Genomic DNA, 21,467 nt, shown 5'->3' with positions numbered 1-21,467 from the left:
TGGAGCGTGTGCGACAATGTGGGGCATGCTTCGATGGACTACCGCTGGGGAATCCCATGGCCAGGCGCTTATTGCCGTGATCGAGAATATGCCCGCCGGGGTTTCGGTGACAAAGGACGAGATCGCTCACCAGCTCGCCCGCCGCCGGCTCGGCTATGGCCGCGGCGCGCGCATGAAGTTCGAGGCCGACGAGCTCACGCTGCTCTCCGGCATCGTGCACGGCACAACGATTGGCAGCCCGATCGCAATCCAGATCGGCAACACCGAGTGGCCGAAGTGGACCACCATCATGTCGCCCGAGGCGGTCGACGCCGACGATCCCGAGGTGGCCAAGGCGCTTGCCTCCGGGCGGGGAGCGAAGCTGACCAGGCCGCGGCCGGGCCACGCTGACTTCGCGGGCATGATCAAGTACAACCACGGCCACGCCCGGCCGATTCTCGAGCGCTCCTCGGCGCGAGAGACCGCCGCTCGCGTGGCCGCCGGCGCGGTTGCCCGGGCCTTCCTCCGCGGGGCGCTCGGCGTCGAGGTGGTCTCCCACGTCATCTCGATCGGGGAGTCGGAGCCGTACGAAGGCCCGGCGCCGACGGCAGCGGACATCGACGCGGTCGACGCCTCGCCGGTGCGCGCGTTCGACCGTGACGCCGAGGCCGACATGGTCGCCCGCATCGAAGCGGCAAAGAAGGATGGCGATACGCTCGGGGGAATCGTCGAGGTCGTCGTCGATGGCCTGCCGATCGGCTTGGGGTCGCACGTGTCGTGGGACCGCCGCCTCGATGCACGCCTCGCCGCGGCACTGATGAGCATCCAGTCCGTCAAGGGGGTCGAGATCGGCGATGGATTCGCCGAGGCGCGCCGCCGGGGCACGTCCGCACACGACGAGATGGTGCGCGACGGCGCCGGGGTGCACCGCCTGACCAACCGCGCGGGCGGGCTGGAGGGCGGGATGACCAACGGCGAGCAGCTGCGCGTGCGCGCGGGCCTCAAACCGATCTCGACGGTGCCGCGCGCGCTGCAGACGGTGGACATGGCCACCGGGGAGGCGGCCACGGGCATCCACCAGCGCTCCGACGTGTGCGCGGTGCCCGCCGGCGGCGTCGTGGCGGAGGCGATGGTCGCCTTGGTTGTTGCCGCGGCGGTGACCGAGAAGTTTGGCGGGGATAGCCTGGAGGAAGTGCGCCGCAACGTTTCCGCCTACAATGACTATGTTTCGCAGCGCCTAGCTTTCGGAGGTCGAGATGATTGATTCGCCCAGCGCCCCTGGCAGCTCGATCGTGCATCCGCGGCCCCGGGTTGTCCTGGTGGGCCCGCCGGGCGCCGGGAAGTCGACCATTGGGCGTCGTCTAGCGAGTGCGCTGAACCTGCCCGTCGTGGATTCGGACGAACTCATCGAGCAGGGCGAGGGCAAGCCGTGCGGGGAGGTTTATGTCGAGCACGGGGAGGAGGCGTTTCGTGAACTCGAGGCGGTCTACGTCGCCAGGGCGCTGTGCACGAGCGGGGTCGTGAGCCTGGGCGGAGGCGCCGTGCTGAGCGAGGCCACGCGCAACCTGCTCCAATCCCACACCGTGGTGTGGATCGACGTGAGCCCGGAAGAGGGCGTGCGGCGCACCGCGAACGAAACCTCGAGGCCCGTACTCAACGCCGTGGACCCGGCGAAGCACTACCGCGAGCTCCTTGAGGCCCGCGAGCCGTTCTACCGAGAGGTCGCTGACCATCGCGTGCGCACGGACGAGCGTCCGCCGCAGCGTGTCGTGGCCGAGGTGCTCGGAATTATCGACGCTTGACAATCCCCACCGGAGCTGAGGAGAAGTAACGTTAATGGCTGTTGTAGAGGTCAACGGGCCGAGCCCGTATATGGTTCACATTGGCTACAGCAACCTCGAGCGCGCGGCGGCGCGGGCCTACGAGATTGGCGCCCGCAAGGCCATGATCGTCCACCAAGTGCCCCTGGCCGCCGTGGCGCGCGAGATCGAAGCGAACCTGAAGACACAGGGCGTCGAGTGCGTCTTGGCGCCGGTGCCGGATGCGGAAGGCGGCAAGACGATCGAGGTCGTCTCCCAGCTGTGGGATGTGCTCGGTGAGCGCCGCTTCGGCCGCCAGGACGTCGTCTACGGCGTCGGTGGCGGCGCGGCCACGGATCTCGCGGGGTTTGTTGCGGCGACGTGGATGCGCGGGATCAAGGTCATCCAGGTACCCACATCCCTGCTTGGCATGGTTGATGCCGCGGTGGGCGGCAAGACCGGGATTAATACCGCCGCCGGCAAGAACCTTGTGGGCGCGTTCCACGAGCCTGACGCGGTCTTTATCGACCTCCAGCGGCTGCTTACCCTGCCCGACGAGGAGCTCGCCTCCGGCTCGGCCGAGCTGATTAAGACCGGCTTCATCGCCGATCCCACGATCTTGGAGCTCTACCGGGGCAACCCCGAGGACCACTACGAGGAGCTGGTGGAGCGCTCCGTGGCGGTCAAGGCTGCCGTTGTGGGGCAAGACCTCAAGGAGTCGGGCCTGCGCGAGATCCTCAACTACGGCCACACGTTGGGCCACGCCATTGAACTGCGGGAAAATTACCGGTGGCGCCACGGTCATGCGGTTGCGGTAGGCATGATGTTCGTAGCACACCTCGCCCACGGCCGCGGGCTCATCGGCCCCGACGTCGTGGATATGCACCGCGAGATCTTAGGCGGCGCAGGTCTGCCCACCACCTACGACGCCGGTGCCTTCGACGAGCTCTTTGAGGCGATGACGCGGGATAAGAAAAACCGCGACGGCCGCGTCCGCTTCGTCGTGCTCGACGGGCTCGGCTCGTGCACCCGGATTGAGGATGCAACTGTCGAAGAGATGCGCCGGGCGTATTGTGCTATCTCATGAAAGTTCTCGTACTCAACGGCCCAAACCTCAACCGGTTGGGCACACGGCAGCCGGACGTCTACGGCGGTGAGACCCTGGAGGATGTCGTCTCGCGCCTCGAGTCGCAGGCGGCAAGGCTCGGAATCGAGTTGGAGTGCCGCCAGTCGAACTATGAGGGCGAGCTGATTGGCTGGGTGCACGAGGCCGCTGACAACGGATGGCGCGTGATCATCAACCCCGGGGGGTTGACACACACCTCGGTGGCCTTGCGTGACGCGCTCGCCGAGGTCGATGCATTTATCGAGGTGCACATTTCCAACATCCATGCGCGTGAGGAGTTCCGCCACCACTCCTTCCTCTCGCCGATCGCCACCGGGGTGATCGCCGGGCTGGGCACCGTGGGCTACGACCTCGCGCTGGAGTACTTCTCAAGGAGGATCAATGCCTTTGGCTGATACCCGCTTCCTGGGGCGCAGGCGCGCTCTCGCGGCTCGGCTCGCGGGCCAGCGTATCGACGACATGCTGGTTACCAACCTCATCCACGTGCGCTACCTGGCCGGTTTTAGCGGATCGAACGCGGCGCTTCGGGTCTCGAAGGACTTAACCGCGGCTATCGCGACCGACGGGCGCTATACCACCCAGATCGCTGCTGAGGTCCCCGACATCGATGCGACCATTACTCGCGACTGCGCCAAGGACCTTCTCTCGCAGGTGCCCGAGGGCCATCGCGTCGGCTTCGAGGCGGACTACCTCTCCGTGGCTGAGTTCGAGAGGTTGCGCGATGCCTGCCCGGCGGGGGTGAGCTTGGTCCCCGTGCGCGGGGTCATCGAGGAAATCCGCCTGATCAAGGACGAGGTCGAGCTCGCGGGCTTGACGGAGGCCGCGCAGCTGACCGTGCAGGCGATCGACGGGTTGGTGGCTTCAGGCGAGCTTGCCGCGGGGCGCACCGAGCGAGAGGTCGCCGCAGATTTGGAGTTTCGCATGCGCACGCTCGGCGCGGAGCGCACCAGCTTCGATACCATCGTCGCTTCTGGCCCGAACTCGGCGATGCCGCACTATAGCGCGGGCGAGCGCGTGCTTGTCGACGGCGACTTGGTCACCATCGACTTCGGCATGCATCGCCGCGGTTTTAACTCGGACATGACCCGCACCTTTGTCGTTGGTCACGCCACCGATTTCGCCGCCGAGATCTACGACGTGGTGCTTCGCGCCCAGCTCGCCGGCATCAAGGCCGCCAGGCCGGGCACGCCGCTTCTCGACGTCGACGCCGCATGCCGGGACATCATCAACGCGGCCGGTTACGGCGAGTACTTCGTCCACTCGACGGGCCACGGGGTCGGCCTGGAGGTGCATGAGGGCCCTTCGGCCTCGACGAGCGGGACGGGCGATCTGGAGCCGGGTATGACGCTGACCATCGAGCCCGGCATCTACGTCCCCGGCAAGGGCGGGGTGCGCATCGAGGACACGTTGGTGATCACGACCGGCGCGCCCCGCGTGATTACCGAGTGGGAGAAAGAGCTGCGCGTTGTGTAGCATTGTGCTGTTTACTATCCCGAACGTCTGAAGGAAGGCACGCAAGTGGCAACTACCGCCGATTTCAAAAACGGCCTCGTGCTCAAGGTTGACAACAAGCTGCAGCAGATCATCGAGTTCCAGCACGTCAAGCCCGGCAAGGGCCCTGCGTTCGTGCGCACCAAGCTCAAGGACGTCGTCACCGGCAAGGTCGTGGATAAGACGTGGAACGCCGGCGTGAAGGTCGAGACCGCGACGGTAGACCGCCGCGACATGACCTACCTGTATAACGACGGTACGAACTACGTGGTGATGGACGATAAGACCTTCGAGCAGTTCGAGCTGCCCGCGGAGAAGTTCGGCGATGCGGCGCGCTTCCTCCTGGAGAACATGAAGGTGCAGGTCTCTTTCCACGAGGGTGAGGCTCTGTTTGCGGAGCTTCCCATCTCGGTGGATCTCGCCATCGAGCACACCGAGCCGGGCCTGCAGGGCGATCGTTCCACCGGCGGTACAAAGCCCGCCACGCTCGAGACCGGCGCCGAGATCCAGGTCCCGCTCTTCCTCGAGACGGGCAACGTGGTCAAGGTGGACACCCGCACGGGGGAGTACCTCTCCCGCGTGAACCAGTAATGGCCCACCACAAGCAGTACGGGGCGCGCTACAAGGCCCGACGGCGCGCCGTGGATATTCTCTTCGAGGCGGAAACGCGCGACCTTGATCCGGTCGGCGTGGTCGAGGAGCGCGCGGAGTTGTCCGCGAACCCCGCCAACGAGGTCGCCCCGGTAGCCGAATACACCCGTGTCATCGTCGGCGGGGTGGCGGAGAAGCTTGACGATATCGACGATGCGATCGAGCGTTTCCTGTCTGCAGACTGGGCTCTCGACCGTCTGCCTGCAGTCGACCGACAGATCCTGCGCGTCGGCGCGTGGGAGATCTTGTTTAACAACGACATCGACGCACCCGTAGCCATCTCGAACGCTCTCGCCATGGCGGAGGAGTATGCGGGTAGCGCCGCCCCGCCCTACATCCATGCCGTGCTCGACGACATCGTGCACGCGGCCGACCCGGCGGCGCCGGCCATCGAGGAGACCGGTGATGTGCCGGGGGAGGAGCTGGAGTGATGGCAAAGGTGACCGTAGAGGAGGCCCGCCAGCTCGCGGTGGGCGAGGGGTTTAGCATCGCGGACGTCGACCCGGCCTCGACGCCGGGGCTGCCGGGCGGCAACGTCGACGACGCCTTTGGCACCTTTGACGACGAGCTCTCCGAGCTCCAAGAGATGCTCTACGCCAACGGCCGCGCCGGCACCACGACAGGCTCGATCCTGCTTGTCCTCCAGGGCATGGACACCTCCGGCAAGGGCGGGATCATCCGCCACGTCGTCAGCGAGACGATGGACATGCAGGGGGTGCACCTCAAGGCGTTCGGCGCGCCGACGGAGGAGGAGCGCAACCACGATTTCCTCTGGCGCTTTGGCCCCCACCTGCCCGAGCCCGGGATGATTTCGGTGTTCGACCGCTCCTACTACGAAGACGTCTTGGTCCAGCGGGTCAAGCAGATGGCACCGCCGGAGGAGATTGAGCGGCGCTACGGTGCGATCGTGGACTTCGAGCGCTCGCTCAGCGAGCGGGGAGTGCGCATCATCAAGGTCATGCCGCATATCTCGCGGGAGTTCCAGGCGGAGAACCTCAAAGAGCGCATCCTCAATCCGGAAAAGCACTGGAAGTACAACCCGGGCGACATCGAGGACCGGGCGCTGTGGACGCAGTTCATGTCGGCCTACGAGATCGCCATGAAGCGCACCTCCACCGAGTTCGCGCCGTGGTACTGCGTCCCCTCGGACGACAAGGATTACTGCCGCACGGTGGTCAAGACGCTGCTTTACCGCGCCTTGTCCTCCCTCGATCTCACCTGGCCGCCCGCCGATTTCGACCCCGAGGTCGAGCTGGAGCGACTGGAGCGCTCTTAAGATCGGTGGGCCTGCGTCGGCCGGGCTGTCGGGGCCGAGCGGGCCAAAGCGGTCCGGATGGGCCAAAGCGGTCCGGATGGGCCAAAGGCATACACCTAAGAGCAGATAGTTCGCCATCGGTAAATGATCCGATCTTTCTCGACGGCGAAGTATCTGCTTGTGAATGTATGAGTTTGCCGCAATGGCCTCGGGCGCGTTTTTCCATTCGTACCGTTAACCCAGCACAGCCTTGCTTAATCGTTTCAAGAAGAATGCAGCCGGTTTGACGTGTTCTAATAAGCTAGTCCACTATGTTTTGGTGACTTCTTTATCAAAGGCCATTGCTGGCTGCCTCGCCTTGTCAGCCGCTCTTGCTGCCGCCGCGTGCTCGTCGACAGGCGGTGCACCCCGGCCAACCGAAGACGACGCTACCGCCGGCGGGGTGGACACCCCGCGCTATGTCGTGGCCATGGTGACACACGGCGCCCCCGGCGACACGTTCTGGGACCTCGTGCGCAAGGGTGCGGAGGACGCAGCGGCCAAGGACAACATCGAGCTGCGCTATTCTTCCGACCCGCAGGCACCCAACCAGGCGAACCTCGTGCGCACCGCGATCGATTCGCGCGTCGACGGCATCGCGGTGACCCTGCCCAACGCCGAGGCCATCGGGCCCGCCGCAGGGGACGCTGTAGCAGCGGGAATCCCCACCGTGGGCCTAAATGCGGGCATGGGGGACTACGCAAAGTACGGCATGAGCGGATACTTCGGCCAGGACGAGGGGATTGCCGGCGAGGCCGCGGGTAAGCGCCTCAAGGACGAGGGTGCACAGCACGTTATGTGCGTCATCCACGAGCAAGGCAACTCCTCGCAGGAGGAGCGTTGCGCGGGCGTCGATAAGGGGCTCGGCGGTAAGGTCGAGATCCTCTACGTCAACGGCCAGGATCTTGTCTCTGCGCAGTCGACGATGCAGGCGAAGCTGTCGCAGGACAAGGGCATCGACACAGTCTTCGCGCTGCAGGCGCCCGTGGCGATGCGCGCGATCGATGCGGTCAAGGACGCGGGATCGGGCGCGAAGATCGCGACGTTTGACACCAACGCCGAGCTCGTTGGGGCGATTGCCGACGGCCGTATCAAGTGGGCCGTCGACCAGCAGCCCTACCTGCAGGGCTACCTCGCCGTTGACGCGCTGTGGCTGGACAAGCGCAACGGCGCCACGCTAGGCGGCGGCCAGCCGGTGCTCACTGGGCCGAGCTTCGTGGATGCCTCGAACGTGGATAAGGTCGCCGAGGCCGCGAAGGCGGGCATGCGATGAGCGGCGCAGAAGACCGCCTGCGGCCCCGCGGTGGCCTCGCGCAGCTGATACGCCGCCCTGAGGCGGCGAGCCTGCTTGGCCTCGTCATCGTGTTTGCGGTGTTCATGGCGGTGGCCCCGGCGTTCCGCTCGCTCGACGCGGTGGCCACGACGCTGTATGCCAGCTCAACGCTTGGGATTGTGGCTCTCGCCGTGGGCCTGCTCATGATCGGCGGGGAATTCGACCTCTCCAGCGGCGTAGCCGTGACCACGGCGGCACTCGCCGCGACGATGCTCAACTACAACCTGCACCTGAACTCCTGGGTGGGTGCGCTCATCTCGCTTGCCATCGCGCTGGCCATCGGGGCGCTCAACGGGATCCTGGTTACGCGCACAGGGATAGACAGCTTCCTCATCACGCTGGCGGCCTTCCTCATGCTCCAGGGCATCAACCTTGCGGTGACGAAGCTGGTGACCGGGCAGGTGGCCACGCCGAGCATCGCGGACATGGAGGGCTTTGCCTCGGCGCGCGCGGTGTTCGCCAGTTCTTTTGAAGTCGGCGGGGTGAGCATCAAGATCACCGTCGTGTGGTGGATCCTCTTTGTCGCCGTCGCGTCCTTCGTGCTGTTCCGCACGACGTTTGGCAATTGGGTCTTCGCCGTCGGCGGCGATGAGGACGCCGCGCGCGCCGCGGGTGTGCCGGTGGCGCGGGTGAAGATCATTCTATTTATGACGGTTGCCTTCGCCGCCTGGTTCGTCGGCATGCACACGCTCTTCGCCTTCGACTCCATCCAGGCGGGCCAGGGAGTGGGTAACGAGTTTCTCTACATCATCGCCGCGGTTATCGGTGGGTGTGCGATGAAGGGCGGGCGCGGCACGGCGATCGGCACCGCGATCGGCGCGCTGATCTTCGGCATGACCAACCAGGGCATCGTGTATGCGGGCTGGAACCCGGACTGGTTCAAGCTGTTCCTGGGCGCCATGCTGCTTACCGCGGTGCTAGCGAACACGGGCGCGGCGAAGTACGCGCAGAACACGTAGGAGGGGCACGTGGCAATCATCGAGCTATCCGGCATTTCCAAGTCCTACGGCGCCTTCGACGCGCTGCGCGGTATCGACCTTTCCATCGAGGAGGCCTCGGTGACCTGCGTGCTCGGCGACAACGGCGCAGGCAAATCGACTCTCATCAAAATTCTCTCGGGCGTGCATGAACCCACCTCGGGGCAGCTGCTTTTCGACGCCTCCCCCGTCACCTTTTCCTCACCCCGCGACGCCATCGCCCACGGCATCGCCACGGTGCACCAGAGCCTGGCCATCGTGGAACCTTTAAGCGTGTGGCGCAACTTCTTCCTCGGCGACGAGCTATCGGGCCGCTTCGGCGTGCTCCGGCAGGCGGAGATGCGCTCGGTGTGCGCGGAGGCGCTGCGTGAGATGGGCATCGTGATTCCCGATGTCGACGTCGAGGCCGGCAACCTGTCCGGCGGGCAGCGCCAGGTGCTCTCTATTGCCCGCGCGATCCACTTCGGCGCCCGCGTGGTCATCCTCGACGAGCCGACGGCCGCGCTGGGGGTGAAGCAGTCGGGCATGGTGCTGCGGTTTGTCGCCGCCGCCCGCGAGCGCGGGGTGGCGGTGGTGCTGGTCACCCACAACCCGCACCACGCCTACCTGGTGGGGGATCGGTTCACCATTGTGAAGCTGGGGCGCCAGGAGCTCGTCGCCGACCGCGAGGAGATTACGCTGGAGGAGTTGACCCGGCAGATGGCGGGCGGTGAGGAGCTCGAGGCGTTAAGCCACGAGCTGGGGCGGTAGCGGTGTGTATACTTGCTGCCACGGATCCGTCAACGCTGGGTCGCCGGAACGAATGATAGGGATGCCAATGGATTTTCCGCGGGTTACGCAAGAGGTTGTGGTGGGCGCGCTGAGCAACCTCGGCGTTGAGGCAGGCGTCGATGAGGAAGGAGTGTTGGGGGCGGAGTTTCCCGCTGCGGTGGCCCAGTTCTACGTGGACGAGAACTTCCTCACCATCCACACCACGTGGAACCGGTCGATCGCTCCGGCGCACCAGGAGGAAGCCCTCGAGATAATCAACATGCTCAACCGCCAGATCCCCACCGGGAAGGTCGCCCCGATTGTGGTCGAGGGCGCGCCGACGATCGACGTGCGGGAGCACTTCCTGACAGCGCACGGTGCGAGCGAACACCAGCTGTGCATGATGCTGGATGCCTACTTCCAGATCGCGTTTATGGTCTTTGATGACTTCGAGCAGCGCGGTTTCGCGCAGAATGCGCAGGTGTAGCCGTGGGATTGTTCGGAAAGAAGCGCGACCAGCAGCAGCCTGTCCTCGGCCCTGTGACCGTTGAGCGACTCCTCGCGGTGTGCCGGGAGGCGGGGCTGCAGGTGGAGGCGATGACCACCGGGGATTACCTGGTAGAATACAACGGGCTGCAGATAGTTGTGGCCCACGCACAGGATCACGTGGCGCTGGGGACTTACGTCTTGGCGGGGGAGGGCGAGAACTATTCGTCCGCTTTTAGTGTCGCGAACGATTGGGTCATCGAGCACAACAACGGCAACAATGGTCCCGTCGCGTTTATCACGGAGCAGGCCTTCGAAGGTGCGATGCGGGTGGTTGTGCACTGCGAGTACAGGATTTTGGATGGGCTTGAGCTTACCGACGCCCAGTTCCGCGACGAGGTTCTCTACGGCCTGGACGGGGTAGCCAGGGGGATCTACCGTTTCGTCGAGTTCAGGGACAGCCGCATGTAGCAAGCGCCCCCACATTGGGCGGAGCTTTGCGAAGGGGGGGATGCGTGACCATCGGCGAAACTTCACGCTTAGTCATCAGATGTGAGTTGCACGTTTTGCCTGTTCGGTTGGGTTGAATAATGGCTAGCGGAACAGAGCCGACCTGAACTTGAGAGATTGACGCACACCAGGACGTTGTTTTGGAGCAGAATCTGGACCGCCAGCTTGAGCAGCTTCAGGCGGCCGGGGCGTTACAGATTGATCAGGAGAAAATCAGCGGCTCGACCCGGCACCGTCCCCAGCTGGAGGAGGTACTGCGGTATCTACGTGAGGGGGATCTGCTCATCGTCACGAACATGGACCGCCTCGCCCGCTCATTGGTCGACCCGCACACGATTGAAGAGGACCTCGTGGGGCGCGGCGTCTCGGTGAGGTTCCTTCGCGCGGGGCAGACCTATTCGGCGAAGGCTGACCCGATCGCCAAGCTCATGCTGGGGTTGATGGGTTCTGTGGCAGAGTTCGAGCGCTCTATTATTAATGGAGCGCCAGGCTGAGGGAATTGCCCGGGCCAAAGCCCGCGGCGTGTCCAAAGGGGCGGGCGAAGGTGCTCACCGACGGCCAAGTTGCGCAGGCGCGGCAGTGGGTGGCCGATGGTGTACTCAAGGCAGAGGTGGCACGCCGACTCGGGATCGGGCCGAGCACCTTGTACACATATCTAGCGGAGGGGGCTGAACAGGATTCGCGTTAGACCTCGGTTATGGGGTCTTCTTCGCGGAGGTTGTCGATGATGGTGTTGATGTAGTCCTCGTCGATGATGTAGCCGGCGGGGGTTTCGGTCATGATGTTGTATTCGACTCGTATTTTCCACCACCATTCGACGGTGGGCTGGTTCCAAATGAAGCCATATTTCTGACCGTCGGCGAGGAAGGATCTACCGATCAACGTGTACATGTTAGGGGTGAGAATGGTGGTGCTTAGTCCCATGTAGGTCAGCGGATCTGGGTGCGGTTGGACGTGTTGCGCCACCCAGTAAAGAAGGTCTTGAAATCGCCTCCCCTCGTTACTGTTATGCATCATGTTGAGGTTGAAAGAATTTGCCAGGGGTGCGGCTGCTTTACGCAGTAGGTATTCCATGTCGGGGGTGGGGGTTGCGGCGATGGCGCGGGTGAGGTCGTCGGAAAGCTTTCCGTGCCACACGCCTTTGATTCCCATCCCCTCTTGGCCTGCGCTTGGGGAGTCTTCTTCGTCATCTCGGTTGTAGGGTTCGAGTTTGGTGAAAAAGTCGGTGACGGAGTCGGCGACCTGTGTCATTGTTCCACCGGGGTCGGTGTTGAGATGGAGTACGGCTCCTGTGGGGTAGTCGGGGTGGTCGTAGTTGATGACGAAGCAGTTGTGCATGCCGTCTTCGGTGGTGGCGAACAGGAGGACTTCTGCGGGGATTTCCCATTCCTCCATGAGGTAGGTGGCGTCTGTCGCCAGATCGAGGGCGCGGCCAGTACTTGTGCTGCCGTTGCCGAAGATGTCGTCGGTTGCCAGGCCTCCGACCCCTTCGGGGAGGCCCGGCATGACGCACTTGTCGAGTTTGAGGGTGCCGCCGCCGGTTTCTTTGATCAAGGCCCGGTAGTCGTCGGGTAGTGCCCGGCCGATGGCATGCTCGATCTCGGCGAGGCGGGCATCGTCAGCCGGTTCAGCGGGTTCAGAAAAGAATTTGGAAAAGGTCATTGTTGTTCGTTGCTTGCGCACTGGATTGTGCGGAAGTCTGAGCTCTACTCTTCCGGTTCGACGGTTTCCTCGAGGAATTCTTCGTGGGACCAGTATGTCTGGTCCCAGTAGCAGATGAAGTCACGCGGCTCGATCGTGATGTAGTGATCCGGAAGGACGAGGCCATACTCCTGGGTGATAACTTTTAGGCCCTTTGCTTCGAGTGCCTGCGCTGTTTCTTCCACCGGTAGGCTGTTGTCTGGGCCGATGGGGACGCCGAGGAAGGTGACGTTGTCGTTGTTGAAGTCTACTCGGGCGGTGACGCATCTGTCGTCTTCGATGATCGAGACGATTTTCCACATCTCTTCCTCCGCACCGTCACTGTCGATGACCAGGAAGCCCTCGAGGTCGGTACCGGATCCCTTCTTGTTGAAGAAGTAGTCGTCGAGAAGGGCGATGTTTTCCTCGACCGTGCCGCCGAGATTGAAGGGCAGCGGCAAATCAAAAGTGAAATCCATTAGTCGCCTTTCTGGTTAGCGTCCGGATCGGTTGCGGTCCAACAGATGGTGGCAGTTTCTCCTTCGAAAACGTAGAACGACACTCCGGTGCCAGTGACCGTGATGCCGCCTGATTCTTTCTTCGTGGGGATATCGCGTTTTTTCAACTCGTTTTGGAATTTGGTGGCACGCATGGGTATCGGGATACCCAGGAAGGTGTCGCCTGGTTCCAGCGATAAGACCTCGCATTCGGTAGAGAGACCCTTTTCGAAAAGTATTTTCACGTAGCGACTCTCTCCATTGAAATCAGCTGTTCCTCTTAAGGTTTGCATGGACAAAAGATCGCGTCGGAAGGGGTCGGCAATTCGGGATGCGAGGTGGTCGATGTTTTTCCCGAACTCGAGTGGTTCAGGCGGATAAGTAGAAAATTCCATACTGGGGTCTCCTAGGTGAGTTGGTTTGGGTTGACGCGTGGGGAAGGTGATTTGGTGATGAAGCCTTCTTTCAGTGCGTATTTGATCACTTCGTCCAGAGCTTCATTATAGCGACCTTCGAATTCAGGGCGAGTCAAGAAGTTATATTCCATTTGGAAGATCTGATCTGTATCACCTTTCTTGAATAATTCAGCTTGGAGTTCACGGTACTCTTGCGCTTGAGCGCTTGAACCCCAGCTTTTCGTCAGTCTGTGATCCTCCGGGGTCATTTGGATAGCGGGTGCATTACTCGGGTTGAGCCCCTTTCTTCCCAGTCTTCCTGCGGCATCAGGATTGCTCTTGATAACCTCCTGCGCTATCAGGTGGTGGCGGTGAAGCTGGATGCCTGTTACGTGTGTCGCGTTCAACCTGTAGTAGCTGCTTCCGCGCAATGGCTGTTCAACGGTAGACTTTACGCTACACCTATTACGAGCCGCGAGGAGAAACACCCCCGTATCCTCAGGGGCATGCTGAGCGATTCGGTATGTCGGTGGGGCTGTCGCGCTAATTGCTTTTGCTAATACGCAGGCAGGTGCGTTGCGGATGTTGTCGAGTTGTTGTGTGCGCATACGGAACGAAACACATCACTGTGCAACTCAATGACGACTCGACCGGCACCCCGATTAATCACACGCAGTTCGCCCGGAGTGTGCGTTCACTGAAGCTGTTCGGCTACACCAGGAAACGCAAGGTCAGCACCACCGTGTCTGTCCAGAAAAAACCAGTCTTCCTTGATCTGGTGAGACGGAGATCCACCACGCCCCAGCCGAACTGCTTCTACGCCGGGGCGTCGCCTACTTGCCGATTTCGGATGGGTCTAATCTGTGCCTGGCGCAGGTTTTCGCCTGCTATTCTCACCGATTCGCCGGGGTCCGCGATCGCGGGCCACATGCGCACGAGCTTGGTCCAAGACGTACTGCTGATGGCCAGGGGCCAGCGCAGCAGCCTGAACAGTGCGATTTTTCGCCCCGACCACGGCAGCGTCTATACCCCGCACGGGTTGCAGGACACCTGTAGACAGCTGGGAATCCGGCAGTCGATGGTTAGGCAGGGTTGGCAGCAGTGCTGACAACACGTTGGCGGAGTCGTTCAACGCGGCGCTGAAGCGCGAAATCCTCAGGACGCAAAGACGTTTGCCAATCAGCTGCAGTATCCACGAGATGCTATCCGTTGGTGTACCCGCTACAACACCACGCGTCGGCATTCCTGGTGCGGGTACCTCGTTCCGGCACAGTTTGAGGAGCGGTGTCCTGCTAAGCTGCGATTTGTTCCCCTAATGTAACCCCCTTTGTATACTCTCCAGGAGCCGGGCCCCCTTGTGTCTGGAAAAGATCAGCGTAGTTTGTTGTGGTGATTTTTCTCTAGGGCTGCGGTGGTGTCACTGAAAATTGAAAGCGGCGTCCAATTTTCCGGTTCGACGGTTTCTTCGAGGAATTCTTGGCGTGTCCAGTGGCTTTTGTCCCAGTAGCAAAGGCTTTCTCCGGGTTCGATCGTGATGAAATATTCGGGCAGGACGATGTCGTATTCCTGGACGATGATCTCGAATCCTCGTTTTCGCAAACCCTCTGCGGTATTTAGAATGTTCGCGCCATGACCCAATCCAATAGGGATCCCGGCGAACGTTGCATCGTCATCGTCAAAGTCGAAACGCAAGGTGATACATCTGCCGTCCTCGATAATAGAAACGACCTTCCAGGTTTCTTCCTGATCGCTTCCAGCATTCGTCGTGAGAAAGCCTTCTAGGTCAGTACTGAATGTCTTCTCATTGAAATAGAACTCATCCAGTACTGCAATATTATTTTTGACTGTTCCTCCGATCTCGAAGGGAAAAATGGGGGTAGGGGTGAAGTCCACGCGACTGTCCTTTTCTAACGAGTTGACGAGGAAGAGTGCTGCCAGGCAATTGCTGCGATTTCCCCTTCTTCTACCCAGAAAGAGACGTCGGTGCCAGCCAATCTAAAATCCCAGGGTTTTCCCAAGGTGGAAATTCCTGCCTTTTTAAGTTCATTGCGAAACTTTGTTGGGCGCAATGACAGCGGCACTCCAAGAAAAGTATCACCAGGCACCAAGCTGTTGATTGCGACGTATGTTACTACGCCGTGCGTCCCGCCGAGGGAAACGTACCTCTCTGCGCCTCCAACAAGGGCTCGCCCATCTGCACTTTCGCCCTTGTCAGTGCCGTATGTCCGTGTGATTGCAAGGGTGGGGTAGTTTTCAAGCTCAGAACCGAATGAGAACGGTCCGGGCGGGGTAGTTTCAAAATTCATTTAGATCTCGATATCACGTGGAGCTTCGGTCACTTCTTTAGCCACTGGCCTCTTTCGGGCACCCGGTCAACGGGAAGTAGGTGTCCATGTTCTGGATCAGTTCGCGGTGTGCGCCCGCGGCGTGCCAGCGAGGAAAGTCTTCTTTCGCGAAAAGGGGGTAGACCTGCCGATAGCTGGAGTAGGCCTTGTTATCAAACTTTTCCAGGGCTACACCGGTGGGCTCAAACGCTTGGATGGCACCACCGATGAAATTCTGTTTCACCCCGCCCCCGGCAGTGTAGGCATCCGACGACGGGAACCCGAAGGAGCTTTTCTCCCAGCCGGCTTTGGCCCAAAAGTCACGAATCTTCCCGCTCACAGTGCGCACCCCACCTGCAGGCGAGTAGTAGATCGACCCGCCTTCGAAATGGTTGTACTTGCCCTTCCCGTCCGGGGTGGTGCGCTCATCAGTGGTGGGATAGCCCAACGGGCCGGTCTCCCATCCTTGCGCCGCCCACTTATCCCGGATCCCGCCCCAGATCTGGTGCGTCAGTGTTCGGCGACCAGTAAACCGACCCGCCCTGGAAGTGGTTGAACCGGCCCACACCGTCAGGTGTTTGCAACTCATCAGTTACGGGGTAGCCCAGGGCAGCGTTTTCCCAGCCGAGATCGCCCCATTTGTCACGGATGCGACCGCCCACCTGGTGGGCGGTGCCGCCATCGACGTTCGGGTGCCAGTAGATGGAGGCGTCGTGTTGGAAGACCTGGAAGCGGCCGTTCCACGCAGCCACACTTTCAGGCGTAGTGGCATCCCCGAACCTGCCCCACCCGCCGAGGCGGTGGTAGGTTTCCTCGATTCTCCCGCCGATCCAGTATCCGTGGAACACGTCCGCCGCAGCCGTGGCAACGGTCAATGTGCACGCTGTAATAGCTGCGGTGCCCGCAGCAACAAGTTGTGTACCGAGCTTCATCGACTCTCCCTGACATGCAGTTCAACGCAAGGTTCCCCGACAGAATCCTTCGGGCAATGTTCACAATAAACCAAGAGAGGCAAGCCCGCGCGGCAAGCAAGAAAACCGCAGGATCTGGGGCGTGCGTCAGGCTCCGAACTGTTCCGACACGGCCTTAAGCATGTCCTGGGCGTGGGTCACGGCATTTATGGCGCGGGTAAGCGCGCTGTCGAGTTGGGCGCCGTCAAGCCCGGCGGCGATGGGCAGCTCTGCTTCGGTGCGCAGCGTGATGTTCTCCTCGCGGTTGACCACGATGCAGCGCGCGTGCGGGTAGGCGGCGTTGACCTGGTTCGCCGCGAGGTAGAGCTTCGGATCCGGTGTGCCGGAGGAAACCTCGGTCACCGACGCCGTGCGCGCGATAAGCACGGAGTCTAGGATGACCAGCATTACCTCAACATCTCCCACTGTGGCGTGCACCCCGCGCCCGGAGGCGTCGGTGGTTGCCTCGATCCCGTGGGAGCCCAGCGTTGAAGCGACGCGCTCGGCGGTGACGATATCAGTGCTCATCGTGGGGCTCCTGCCAGGTCACGGCCGCGGGAAAGGTCGCGGCGAGGTAGTCGAAGGCGCTTAAGATTGCGTCAAGTGTGCTCACGACGAAGGCGCCAAGCTGGTTCACCGACGCACCACAGGTCACATCGAGGACCCTCGATGCGCTGATCCCGAGCGTGGATGCGGGCTGCTGGTCTGCGTGATCGAAAAACTTCAGCGTCGGGGCGAAGGCAGACTGGTTGTACTCGTTGCACGCATAAAGCACCTGCCCCACGTCGGCGGCGGGGATCACCCCGCGCCACAGCGCCTCGCAGACGAGGTAATCCTGATCGATGGCGAAAGCGATGGCTGCGTTGGCAAAGCCGGTGCGCACCACCTCGCCCTCGACGCGGTGTTCGAGCCTTTCCTCCGCAAGCACCCGTGCGACGGCGGCGGCGTCGACGGGCACGACATCTGTTTCCACGCCCACCGAGCTTACGGGGCGACCCGCGAAGGGTCTACAAGGCGCTCCCGCCCGAGCTCGTGGGCAAGGGCGGATTCCAGGGCGGGGTAGCGGAAACGGACGCCGCGGGCACCGAGCTCGTCGGGCACGACGTTTTGGCTAGCAAAGGCGAGCTCCGCCGCGCCTTCCCGGCCGAGCAGCGCCGCGGGGCCGAACGCGGGAACGGAGAGCACATCGGGGCGATGGAGCAGGCGGGTCAGCGCAGCGGAGAACTCGGCGCTGGTCACGGGGTGGGGCGCGGTGGCGTTGAGGGGGCCGGTGAAGGAGGCGTCAACAAGCGCGCGCACGTAGATGTCGGTGAGGTCGTCTAAGGAGATCCAGCTCATCCACGTCGAGCCATCGCCGAGCCGGGCGCCGAGGTCCAGGCCGGCGGAGCGGCGCAGGAGGGGCAGAAGGCCGCCGGCGCCGGAGAGCACGAGGCCGGTGCGCACGTTGACGGTGCGCAGCCCATCGACCCTGCTGGCCGCCTCCCACTCCTCGCAGACCTGCGCCAAGAAGCCCTCGCCGCGCGGGGCGGACTCGGTGCGCGCGGGCGTGGCGGCGTCGGTTCCGTAGAACCCGATCGCCGAGGCGGAAACGAAAGCCTTCACCCCGCTCTCGGCGGCGAGCCGGGCAAGTCGGCGGGTCGGCTCGACCCGGGAGCCCGCGATGCGGCGCTTCTTTGCGGCGGTGAACCGCCCGCCGATGGGCTCGCCGGCGAGGTGGACCACGGCGTCGACGCCGCGCAAGAGATCAGCCGCTGGGTTGTCCACGTCCCAGCGCCTAGCGCCCGGCCGCGCGGTGCCGTGGGAAAGCTCGATGACGCGGTGCCCGGCCGTGGTGAGCTGGGCGCTAAGCGCGGTGCCAACCAGCCCGCGGGCACCTGTGACAGCGACGGTGAGGCGAGGAGAGTCGGGCAGCGTGGAGAGGAAACGCAAATCCTCGATGAGCTGGCGCTGGCGGTAGGCGAACGCTCGGTGAAGGAAAGCGCCCGGCACCCGGTTCTCCACGTGGTCGCTTACCCGCGTGGAGTCCGGGCTTACCTCCTCGAATCGGTGGGTGTGCACCCAGCCCGTGGCCGCGCGGAACGGCGCATTGGCCGCGCGGTCTCTAAATTGCGTGCCGTCGACGAAGCCTTCCGTATCGTGCCGGGCCACCCAGCGCAGCCCGGCGGGGAGGGCGAACTCGGTCGTGCCGCTGCAAAGGTCGGCGGCCTGGATAACGGGCCTCATGGGCAGAAACGGCGGGGTCAGACGGACGACGGCACCGGGGCGGGAGTGCCAGCGCCATACCTCATCGCGGGGCGCGGGGACGACATGGGAAGCGGAAAAGCTCATCGCGCCTTTCTTGTGCGGGAGCGGGTGCTATGCTCAATGACGGTCTCCACCATAGACTTTCAACGAGACTTTCAACCAGGTTCGACATCCTTTAAATTCCGCACAGAGAGGCGGGGAAGGAGGTCCGGTGAGCACGAGAGAGTCGCGCGAGTCGGTGCAGCTGTTAAGCGCGCCCGACGTCTCGCGCACGATCGCACGCATCGCGCACCAGATCATAGAGAAAAACGCCGTCGGCTCCGAGGCCGCGCCCAGGGTGATCCTCTTGGGAATTCCCTCCGGTGGCGTGCCGCTCGCGCGCCGCATCGCGGCGGCCATCGAGGAGTTCTCCGGCACCCACATCCCCGTCGGCAGCCTCGATGTGACCTTGTACCGCGACGACCTGCGCCACCGCCCCCACAGGGCGATTCGCCCCACGTCCATCCCCGAGGACATCGACGGCTGCGTCGTCGTGTTAGTCGACGACGTCTTGTTCTCCGGGCGCACCATCCGCGCCGCACTCGATGCCATCGCCGATATCGGCCGACCGGCCGCGATCCAGCTCGCGGTGCTCGTCGATCGGGGCCACCGCGAGCTGCCGATCCGCGCGGATTATGTGGGCAAGAACATTCCGACGTCGAGAAGCGAAGGCGTAGCGGTCACGCTCACCCCGATCGACGCTGCCGACGCCGTAACCCTGCTCAAGGAGGGACGATGAAACACCTCATCGACATCAAGGACCTCACCCGCGACGACATCATCGGCATCATGGACGAGGCCGACCGCTTCCGCGAGGCCCTCGACGGCCGCGAGGTCAAGAAGCTGCCCACCTTGCGCGGCCGCACGGTGTTCACCCTGTTCTACGAGAACTCCACGCGCACCCGCTCCTCGTTCGAGACGGCGGGGAAGTGGATGAGCGCCGACGTGATCAACCTCTCGGCGTCATCATCCTCGGTGAAGAAGGGCGAGTCGCTCAAAGACACCGCGCTTACCGTCCAGGCGGTCGGCGCGGACGCCATCATCATCCGCCACCCCGCCTCGGGCGCGGCCCACCTGCTTGCGCAGTGGCTGCCGGAGACCTCCATCATCAACGCGGGCGACGGCCAGCACCAGCACCCGACCCAGGCGCTTCTCGACGCCGTGTCCATGCGCCAGCACGTCGGCGACGTCGCCGGTGCCAAGGTCATCCTCGTCGGCGATATCCTGCACTCCCGCGTAGCCCGTTCCAACGTCGACCTTTTGCGCACGCTCGGCGCCGAGGTGACGCTCGTCGCCCCGCCGACGCTACTTCCCGCCGGCGTCGAGCACTGGCCGGCGCGGATAAGCCACGACTTCGACGCGGAGATCGCGGATGCGGATGTGGTGATGATGCTGCGCGTGCAAGCCGAGCGCATGAACGGGGGGTTCTTCCCCTCGCACCGCGAGTACGCGACGCTGTATGGCCTCTCGGTCGCGCGGGCTGAGCGCATGAAGGACACCGCGGTGATCATGCACCCAGGCCCGATGCTGCGCGGGATGGAAATCGGCTTCGACGTCGCCGAGCGCGACAACACCATCGTGCTTAACCAGGTGACCAACGGCGTCTACACCCGCATGGCGGTGCTGTTTACGCTGCTGGCAGGTAAGGAGGGCTAATGGCCACTATTGGATTAGAAAACGCCCGCCCCTACGGCGAGGAGCGCGTCAACGTGCTCGTCAGCGACGGCGTGATCGCCGAGATCGGCCCCGACGTTGATGTCAGCGGCGCCGACGAGGTCATCGACGGGGCCGGCCACGTGCTGCTGCCGGGCCTGGTGGACATGCACGTCCACCTGCGCGAGCCGGGCCGCGAGGACACCGAGACGATTGCCACCGGCTCCGCCGCGGCCGCGCGCGGCGGGTTTACCGCCGTGTTCACCATGGCCAATACCCAGCCGGTGATCGACCAACCCTTCCTCGCCGAGGCGGTGTGGGAGAAGGGCCAGGCGCACGGGCAGTGCGACGTCTACCCGGTCGGCTCCATCACCCAGGGCCTTGCAGGTAAGCAGCTCACCGAGATCGGGCTCATGGCGCGCAGCGGGGTGCGCATGTTCTCCGACGACGGCAAGTGCGTGACCGACCCGCAGCTCATGCGCCGCGCCGTGGAGTACGCGAAGGCCCACGGCGTCCTGCTCGCCCAGCACGCCGAGGACCACCGCATGACCGAGGGCGCCTGCGCCCACGAGGGTGAGGTCGCGGCACGCTTGGGCCTGCGCGGCTGGCCGCGGGTGGCGGAGGAATCCATCGTCGCGCGCGACGTGCTGCTCACCCGCGACTACGGCGGCCGCCTGCACATCTGCCATGCCTCCACCGAGGGCACGGTCGAGCTGCTGCGCTGGGCGAAGGCGCAGGGCATCAACGTCACCGCCGAGGTCACCCCTCACCACCTGCTGCTCACCGACGACAAGCTCGACGGCTACGACGGCGTCTTCCGCGTCAACCCGCCGCTGCGCGAGGCGCGAGACACATACGCGCTGCGCGAGGCGCTTCTCGACGGCACCGTCGACGTCGTTGCCACAGACCACGCCCCGCACGGCTCCGAGGACAAGTGCTGCGAGTTCGAACACGCCAAGCCCGGCATGTTGGGGTTGGAGACCTCGCTTGCCGTCATCTCCCAGGTCTTCGTCGAGCCCGGTCTGGCCGACTGGAGGTTCGTGGCCAAGGTCATGAGCGAGCGCCCCGCCGAGATGCTCGGGCTTCAGGACCAAGGCCGGCCGATCGCCGCGGGCGAGCCCGCCAACCTCACCCTGGTCAACCCCGCCTCGCAGTGGACCGCTAACGGCCGCGCGATGGCGTCGAAGGCGTCGAATACGCCCTATGAAGGCATGGACTTCTCCGCGCGCGCGGAGCTCACGCTGCTGCGCGGAACGGTAACCCACAGGACAGAGAATTAAGGAAGACTT

The 21,467-nt window shown here is 63.5% G+C and carries 29 protein-coding genes and 1 pseudogene; 19 read left to right on the top strand and 11 right to left on the bottom strand.

Translation table 11 applies throughout. The features are described 5' to 3' along the window. The first annotated feature begins 25 nt into the window (after positions 1–25). From aroC to C3E79_RS11770, 15 genes are all read left to right on the top strand, one after another. Positions 26–1,243 carry a chorismate synthase gene (aroC, locus tag C3E79_RS06080; protein ID WP_108405088.1) on the top strand — a complete coding sequence of 406 codons (1,218 nt, stop codon included), beginning with the start codon at positions 26–28 and terminating at the stop codon, positions 1,241–1,243. After that, complete coding sequence (locus tag C3E79_RS06075) at positions 1,236–1,781, top strand: shikimate kinase (RefSeq protein WP_108404108.1); 546 nt, start codon at positions 1,236–1,238, stop codon at positions 1,779–1,781. Before aroC ends, C3E79_RS06075 begins: the two co-directional genes overlap by 8 nt. A gap of 34 nt (positions 1,782–1,815) precedes the next feature. Next, positions 1,816–2,865 (top strand): 3-dehydroquinate synthase, encoded by a 1,050-nt coding sequence (gene aroB / locus C3E79_RS06070; protein WP_108404107.1) that lies wholly within the window; start codon positions 1,816–1,818, stop codon positions 2,863–2,865. Next, positions 2,862–3,299, top strand: coding sequence for a type II 3-dehydroquinate dehydratase (gene aroQ / locus C3E79_RS06065; protein WP_108404106.1), 438 nt, complete (start codon positions 2,862–2,864; stop codon positions 3,297–3,299). Before aroB ends, aroQ begins: the two co-directional genes overlap by 4 nt. Beyond that, the gene (locus C3E79_RS06060) at positions 3,286–4,377 is read left to right on the top strand and encodes an aminopeptidase P family protein (protein ID WP_108404105.1); all 1,092 of its coding nucleotides are present in this window, start codon (positions 3,286–3,288) and stop codon (positions 4,375–4,377) included. Before aroQ ends, C3E79_RS06060 begins: the two co-directional genes overlap by 14 nt. Before the next feature lie 45 nt (positions 4,378–4,422). Then, entirely contained in the window at positions 4,423–4,986 is a 564-nt protein-coding gene (efp, locus tag C3E79_RS06055) for an elongation factor P (RefSeq protein ID WP_108404104.1), read from the top strand. Beyond that, complete coding sequence (gene nusB, locus C3E79_RS06050; RefSeq protein WP_108404103.1) at positions 4,986–5,477, top strand: transcription antitermination factor NusB; 492 nt, start codon at positions 4,986–4,988, stop codon at positions 5,475–5,477. The genes efp and nusB overlap by 1 nt, the downstream gene beginning before the upstream one ends. Then, on the top strand, positions 5,477–6,322 hold the full coding sequence (locus tag C3E79_RS06045; protein ID WP_108404102.1) for a PPK2 family polyphosphate kinase: 846 nt from the start codon (positions 5,477–5,479) through the stop codon (positions 6,320–6,322). The genes nusB and C3E79_RS06045 overlap by 1 nt, the downstream gene beginning before the upstream one ends. 298 nt (positions 6,323–6,620) lie before the next feature. Next, entirely contained in the window at positions 6,621–7,613 is a 993-nt protein-coding gene (locus C3E79_RS06040; protein ID WP_108404101.1) for a substrate-binding domain-containing protein, read from the top strand. Next, entirely contained in the window at positions 7,610–8,632 is a 1,023-nt protein-coding gene (locus C3E79_RS06035) for an ABC transporter permease (protein WP_108404100.1), read from the top strand. Before C3E79_RS06040 ends, C3E79_RS06035 begins: the two co-directional genes overlap by 4 nt. Before the next feature lie 9 nt (positions 8,633–8,641). Next, on the top strand, positions 8,642–9,400 hold the full coding sequence (locus C3E79_RS06030) for an ATP-binding cassette domain-containing protein (protein WP_108404099.1): 759 nt from the start codon (positions 8,642–8,644) through the stop codon (positions 9,398–9,400). Positions 9,401–9,467: 67 nt separating this feature from the next. Beyond that, entirely contained in the window at positions 9,468–9,887 is a 420-nt protein-coding gene (locus C3E79_RS06025) for a YbjN domain-containing protein (protein ID WP_108404098.1), read from the top strand. A 2-nt stretch (positions 9,888–9,889) separates the two neighbouring features. Next, positions 9,890–10,357 carry a hypothetical protein gene (locus C3E79_RS06020; RefSeq protein ID WP_108404097.1) on the top strand — a complete coding sequence of 156 codons (468 nt, stop codon included), beginning with the start codon at positions 9,890–9,892 and terminating at the stop codon, positions 10,355–10,357. Positions 10,358–10,536: 179 nt separating this feature from the next. Next, entirely contained in the window at positions 10,537–10,890 is a 354-nt protein-coding gene (locus C3E79_RS11620) for a recombinase family protein (protein ID WP_235840568.1), read from the top strand. 50 nt (positions 10,891–10,940) lie between these two features. After that, positions 10,941–11,084, top strand: a complete 144-nt coding sequence (locus C3E79_RS11770) for a helix-turn-helix domain-containing protein (protein ID WP_328587438.1) — start codon at positions 10,941–10,943, stop codon at positions 11,082–11,084. Here C3E79_RS11770 and C3E79_RS06010 read toward each other — a convergent pair. The 4 genes from C3E79_RS06010 to C3E79_RS11345 are packed head-to-tail and all read right to left on the bottom strand — an operon-like array spanning position 11,081 to position 13,375. Then, on the bottom strand, positions 11,081–12,058 hold the full coding sequence (locus C3E79_RS06010; protein WP_108404096.1) for an SMI1/KNR4 family protein: 978 nt from the start codon (positions 12,056–12,058) through the stop codon (positions 11,081–11,083). The two genes, C3E79_RS11770 and C3E79_RS06010, sit on opposite strands and share 4 nt — an antisense overlap. 44 nt (positions 12,059–12,102) lie before the next feature. Then, positions 12,103–12,555 (bottom strand): hypothetical protein, encoded by a 453-nt coding sequence (locus C3E79_RS06005; protein ID WP_108404095.1) that lies wholly within the window; start codon positions 12,553–12,555, stop codon positions 12,103–12,105. Continuing rightward, positions 12,555–12,968, bottom strand: a complete 414-nt coding sequence (locus C3E79_RS11350; RefSeq protein ID WP_146183369.1) for a hypothetical protein — start codon at positions 12,966–12,968, stop codon at positions 12,555–12,557. The genes C3E79_RS06005 and C3E79_RS11350 overlap by 1 nt, the downstream gene beginning before the upstream one ends. Positions 12,969–12,979: 11 nt before the next feature. Next, positions 12,980–13,375 (bottom strand): hypothetical protein, encoded by a 396-nt coding sequence (locus C3E79_RS11345; protein ID WP_146183368.1) that lies wholly within the window; start codon positions 13,373–13,375, stop codon positions 12,980–12,982. A gap of 200 nt (positions 13,376–13,575) precedes the next feature. Between C3E79_RS11345 and C3E79_RS11615 the strand changes: the two are divergent. Beyond that, positions 13,576–14,289, top strand: a pseudogene (locus C3E79_RS11615) (DDE-type integrase/transposase/recombinase); the annotation flags it as partial. Between the two features lie 50 nt (positions 14,290–14,339). Here C3E79_RS11615 and C3E79_RS05990 read toward each other — a convergent pair. The 7 genes from C3E79_RS05990 to C3E79_RS05970 form a co-directional block, all read right to left on the bottom strand. After that, positions 14,340–14,861: a hypothetical protein gene (locus tag C3E79_RS05990; protein WP_108404092.1), complete on the bottom strand. Its 522-nt coding sequence runs from the start codon at positions 14,859–14,861 to the stop codon at positions 14,340–14,342. Between the two features lie 14 nt (positions 14,862–14,875). Then, positions 14,876–15,274 carry a hypothetical protein gene (locus C3E79_RS11340; protein ID WP_146183367.1) on the bottom strand — a complete coding sequence of 133 codons (399 nt, stop codon included), beginning with the start codon at positions 15,272–15,274 and terminating at the stop codon, positions 14,876–14,878. Positions 15,275–15,311: 37 nt separating this feature from the next. Then, positions 15,312–15,881 carry an LGFP repeat-containing protein gene (locus tag C3E79_RS11610; RefSeq protein WP_235840567.1) on the bottom strand — a complete coding sequence of 190 codons (570 nt, stop codon included), beginning with the start codon at positions 15,879–15,881 and terminating at the stop codon, positions 15,312–15,314. Continuing rightward, positions 15,772–16,167, bottom strand: coding sequence for an LGFP repeat-containing protein (locus C3E79_RS11605; RefSeq protein WP_235840566.1), 396 nt, complete (start codon positions 16,165–16,167; stop codon positions 15,772–15,774). The genes C3E79_RS11610 and C3E79_RS11605 overlap by 110 nt, the downstream gene beginning before the upstream one ends. 183 nt (positions 16,168–16,350) lie before the next feature. Beyond that, positions 16,351–16,770 (bottom strand): YbjN domain-containing protein, encoded by a 420-nt coding sequence (locus C3E79_RS05980; protein WP_108404091.1) that lies wholly within the window; start codon positions 16,768–16,770, stop codon positions 16,351–16,353. Continuing rightward, positions 16,760–17,215, bottom strand: a complete 456-nt coding sequence (locus tag C3E79_RS05975; protein ID WP_235840565.1) for a YbjN domain-containing protein — start codon at positions 17,213–17,215, stop codon at positions 16,760–16,762. The genes C3E79_RS05980 and C3E79_RS05975 overlap by 11 nt, the downstream gene beginning before the upstream one ends. A gap of 11 nt (positions 17,216–17,226) precedes the next feature. Continuing rightward, positions 17,227–18,570 carry a TIGR01777 family oxidoreductase gene (locus C3E79_RS05970; protein WP_108404089.1) on the bottom strand — a complete coding sequence of 448 codons (1,344 nt, stop codon included), beginning with the start codon at positions 18,568–18,570 and terminating at the stop codon, positions 17,227–17,229. A gap of 127 nt (positions 18,571–18,697) precedes the next feature. Here C3E79_RS05970 and pyrR point away from each other — a divergent pair, with 127 nt between their 5' ends. Genes pyrR through C3E79_RS05955 form a run of 3 tightly spaced genes read left to right on the top strand, consistent with a single transcriptional unit; the run spans position 18,698 to position 21,458 of the window. Then, positions 18,698–19,264 carry a bifunctional pyr operon transcriptional regulator/uracil phosphoribosyltransferase PyrR gene (gene pyrR / locus C3E79_RS05965; RefSeq protein WP_108404088.1) on the top strand — a complete coding sequence of 189 codons (567 nt, stop codon included), beginning with the start codon at positions 18,698–18,700 and terminating at the stop codon, positions 19,262–19,264. Next, positions 19,261–20,181, top strand: coding sequence for an aspartate carbamoyltransferase catalytic subunit (locus C3E79_RS05960; protein WP_108404087.1), 921 nt, complete (start codon positions 19,261–19,263; stop codon positions 20,179–20,181). The genes pyrR and C3E79_RS05960 overlap by 4 nt, the downstream gene beginning before the upstream one ends. Beyond that, on the top strand, positions 20,181–21,458 hold the full coding sequence (locus C3E79_RS05955; protein WP_108404086.1) for a dihydroorotase: 1,278 nt from the start codon (positions 20,181–20,183) through the stop codon (positions 21,456–21,458). The genes C3E79_RS05960 and C3E79_RS05955 overlap by 1 nt, the downstream gene beginning before the upstream one ends. The last annotated feature ends 9 nt before the right edge of the window (positions 21,459–21,467 follow it).

Source organism: Corynebacterium liangguodongii, from assembly GCF_003070865.1.
Classification (GTDB): domain Bacteria; phylum Actinomycetota; class Actinomycetes; order Mycobacteriales; family Mycobacteriaceae; genus Corynebacterium; species Corynebacterium liangguodongii.
Note: the sequence above shows the minus strand (reverse complement) of the source record. Positions and strands in the feature narration are given on the sequence as shown.

Excerpts from the sequence above, each read along its gene's own strand:
- C3E79_RS05970 (WP_108404089.1), bottom strand. The coding sequence starts at position 18,570 with ATGAGCTTTTCCGCTTCCCATGTCGTCCCCGCGCCCCGCGATGAGGTA.
- C3E79_RS11350 (WP_146183369.1), bottom strand. The coding sequence starts at position 12,968 with ATGGAATTTTCTACTTATCCGCCTGAACCACTCGAGTTCGGGAAAAAC.
- aroQ (WP_108404106.1), top strand. The coding sequence starts at position 2,862 with ATGAAAGTTCTCGTACTCAACGGCCCAAACCTCAACCGGTTGGGCACA.
- C3E79_RS05980 (WP_108404091.1), bottom strand. The coding sequence starts at position 16,770 with ATGAGCACTGATATCGTCACCGCCGAGCGCGTCGCTTCAACGCTGGGC.
- C3E79_RS06025 (WP_108404098.1), top strand. The coding sequence starts at position 9,468 with ATGGATTTTCCGCGGGTTACGCAAGAGGTTGTGGTGGGCGCGCTGAGC.
- C3E79_RS06075 (WP_108404108.1), top strand. The coding sequence starts at position 1,236 with ATGATTGATTCGCCCAGCGCCCCTGGCAGCTCGATCGTGCATCCGCGG.
- nusB (WP_108404103.1), top strand. The coding sequence starts at position 4,986 with ATGGCCCACCACAAGCAGTACGGGGCGCGCTACAAGGCCCGACGGCGC.
- C3E79_RS06045 (WP_108404102.1), top strand. The coding sequence starts at position 5,477 with ATGGCAAAGGTGACCGTAGAGGAGGCCCGCCAGCTCGCGGTGGGCGAG.
- C3E79_RS06035 (WP_108404100.1), top strand. The coding sequence starts at position 7,610 with ATGAGCGGCGCAGAAGACCGCCTGCGGCCCCGCGGTGGCCTCGCGCAG.
- C3E79_RS06005 (WP_108404095.1), bottom strand. The coding sequence starts at position 12,555 with ATGGATTTCACTTTTGATTTGCCGCTGCCCTTCAATCTCGGCGGCACG.
- C3E79_RS11610 (WP_235840567.1), bottom strand. The coding sequence starts at position 15,881 with ATGAGTTGCAAACACCTGACGGTGTGGGCCGGTTCAACCACTTCCAGG.
- C3E79_RS05960 (WP_108404087.1), top strand. The coding sequence starts at position 19,261 with ATGAAACACCTCATCGACATCAAGGACCTCACCCGCGACGACATCATC.
- C3E79_RS06060 (WP_108404105.1), top strand. The coding sequence starts at position 3,286 with ATGCCTTTGGCTGATACCCGCTTCCTGGGGCGCAGGCGCGCTCTCGCG.
- C3E79_RS05955 (WP_108404086.1), top strand. The coding sequence starts at position 20,181 with ATGGCCACTATTGGATTAGAAAACGCCCGCCCCTACGGCGAGGAGCGC.
- C3E79_RS11340 (WP_146183367.1), bottom strand. The coding sequence starts at position 15,274 with ATGAATTTTGAAACTACCCCGCCCGGACCGTTCTCATTCGGTTCTGAG.
- aroB (WP_108404107.1), top strand. The coding sequence starts at position 1,816 with ATGGCTGTTGTAGAGGTCAACGGGCCGAGCCCGTATATGGTTCACATT.
- C3E79_RS06010 (WP_108404096.1), bottom strand. The coding sequence starts at position 12,058 with ATGACCTTTTCCAAATTCTTTTCTGAACCCGCTGAACCGGCTGACGAT.
- aroC (WP_108405088.1), top strand. The coding sequence starts at position 26 with ATGCTTCGATGGACTACCGCTGGGGAATCCCATGGCCAGGCGCTTATT.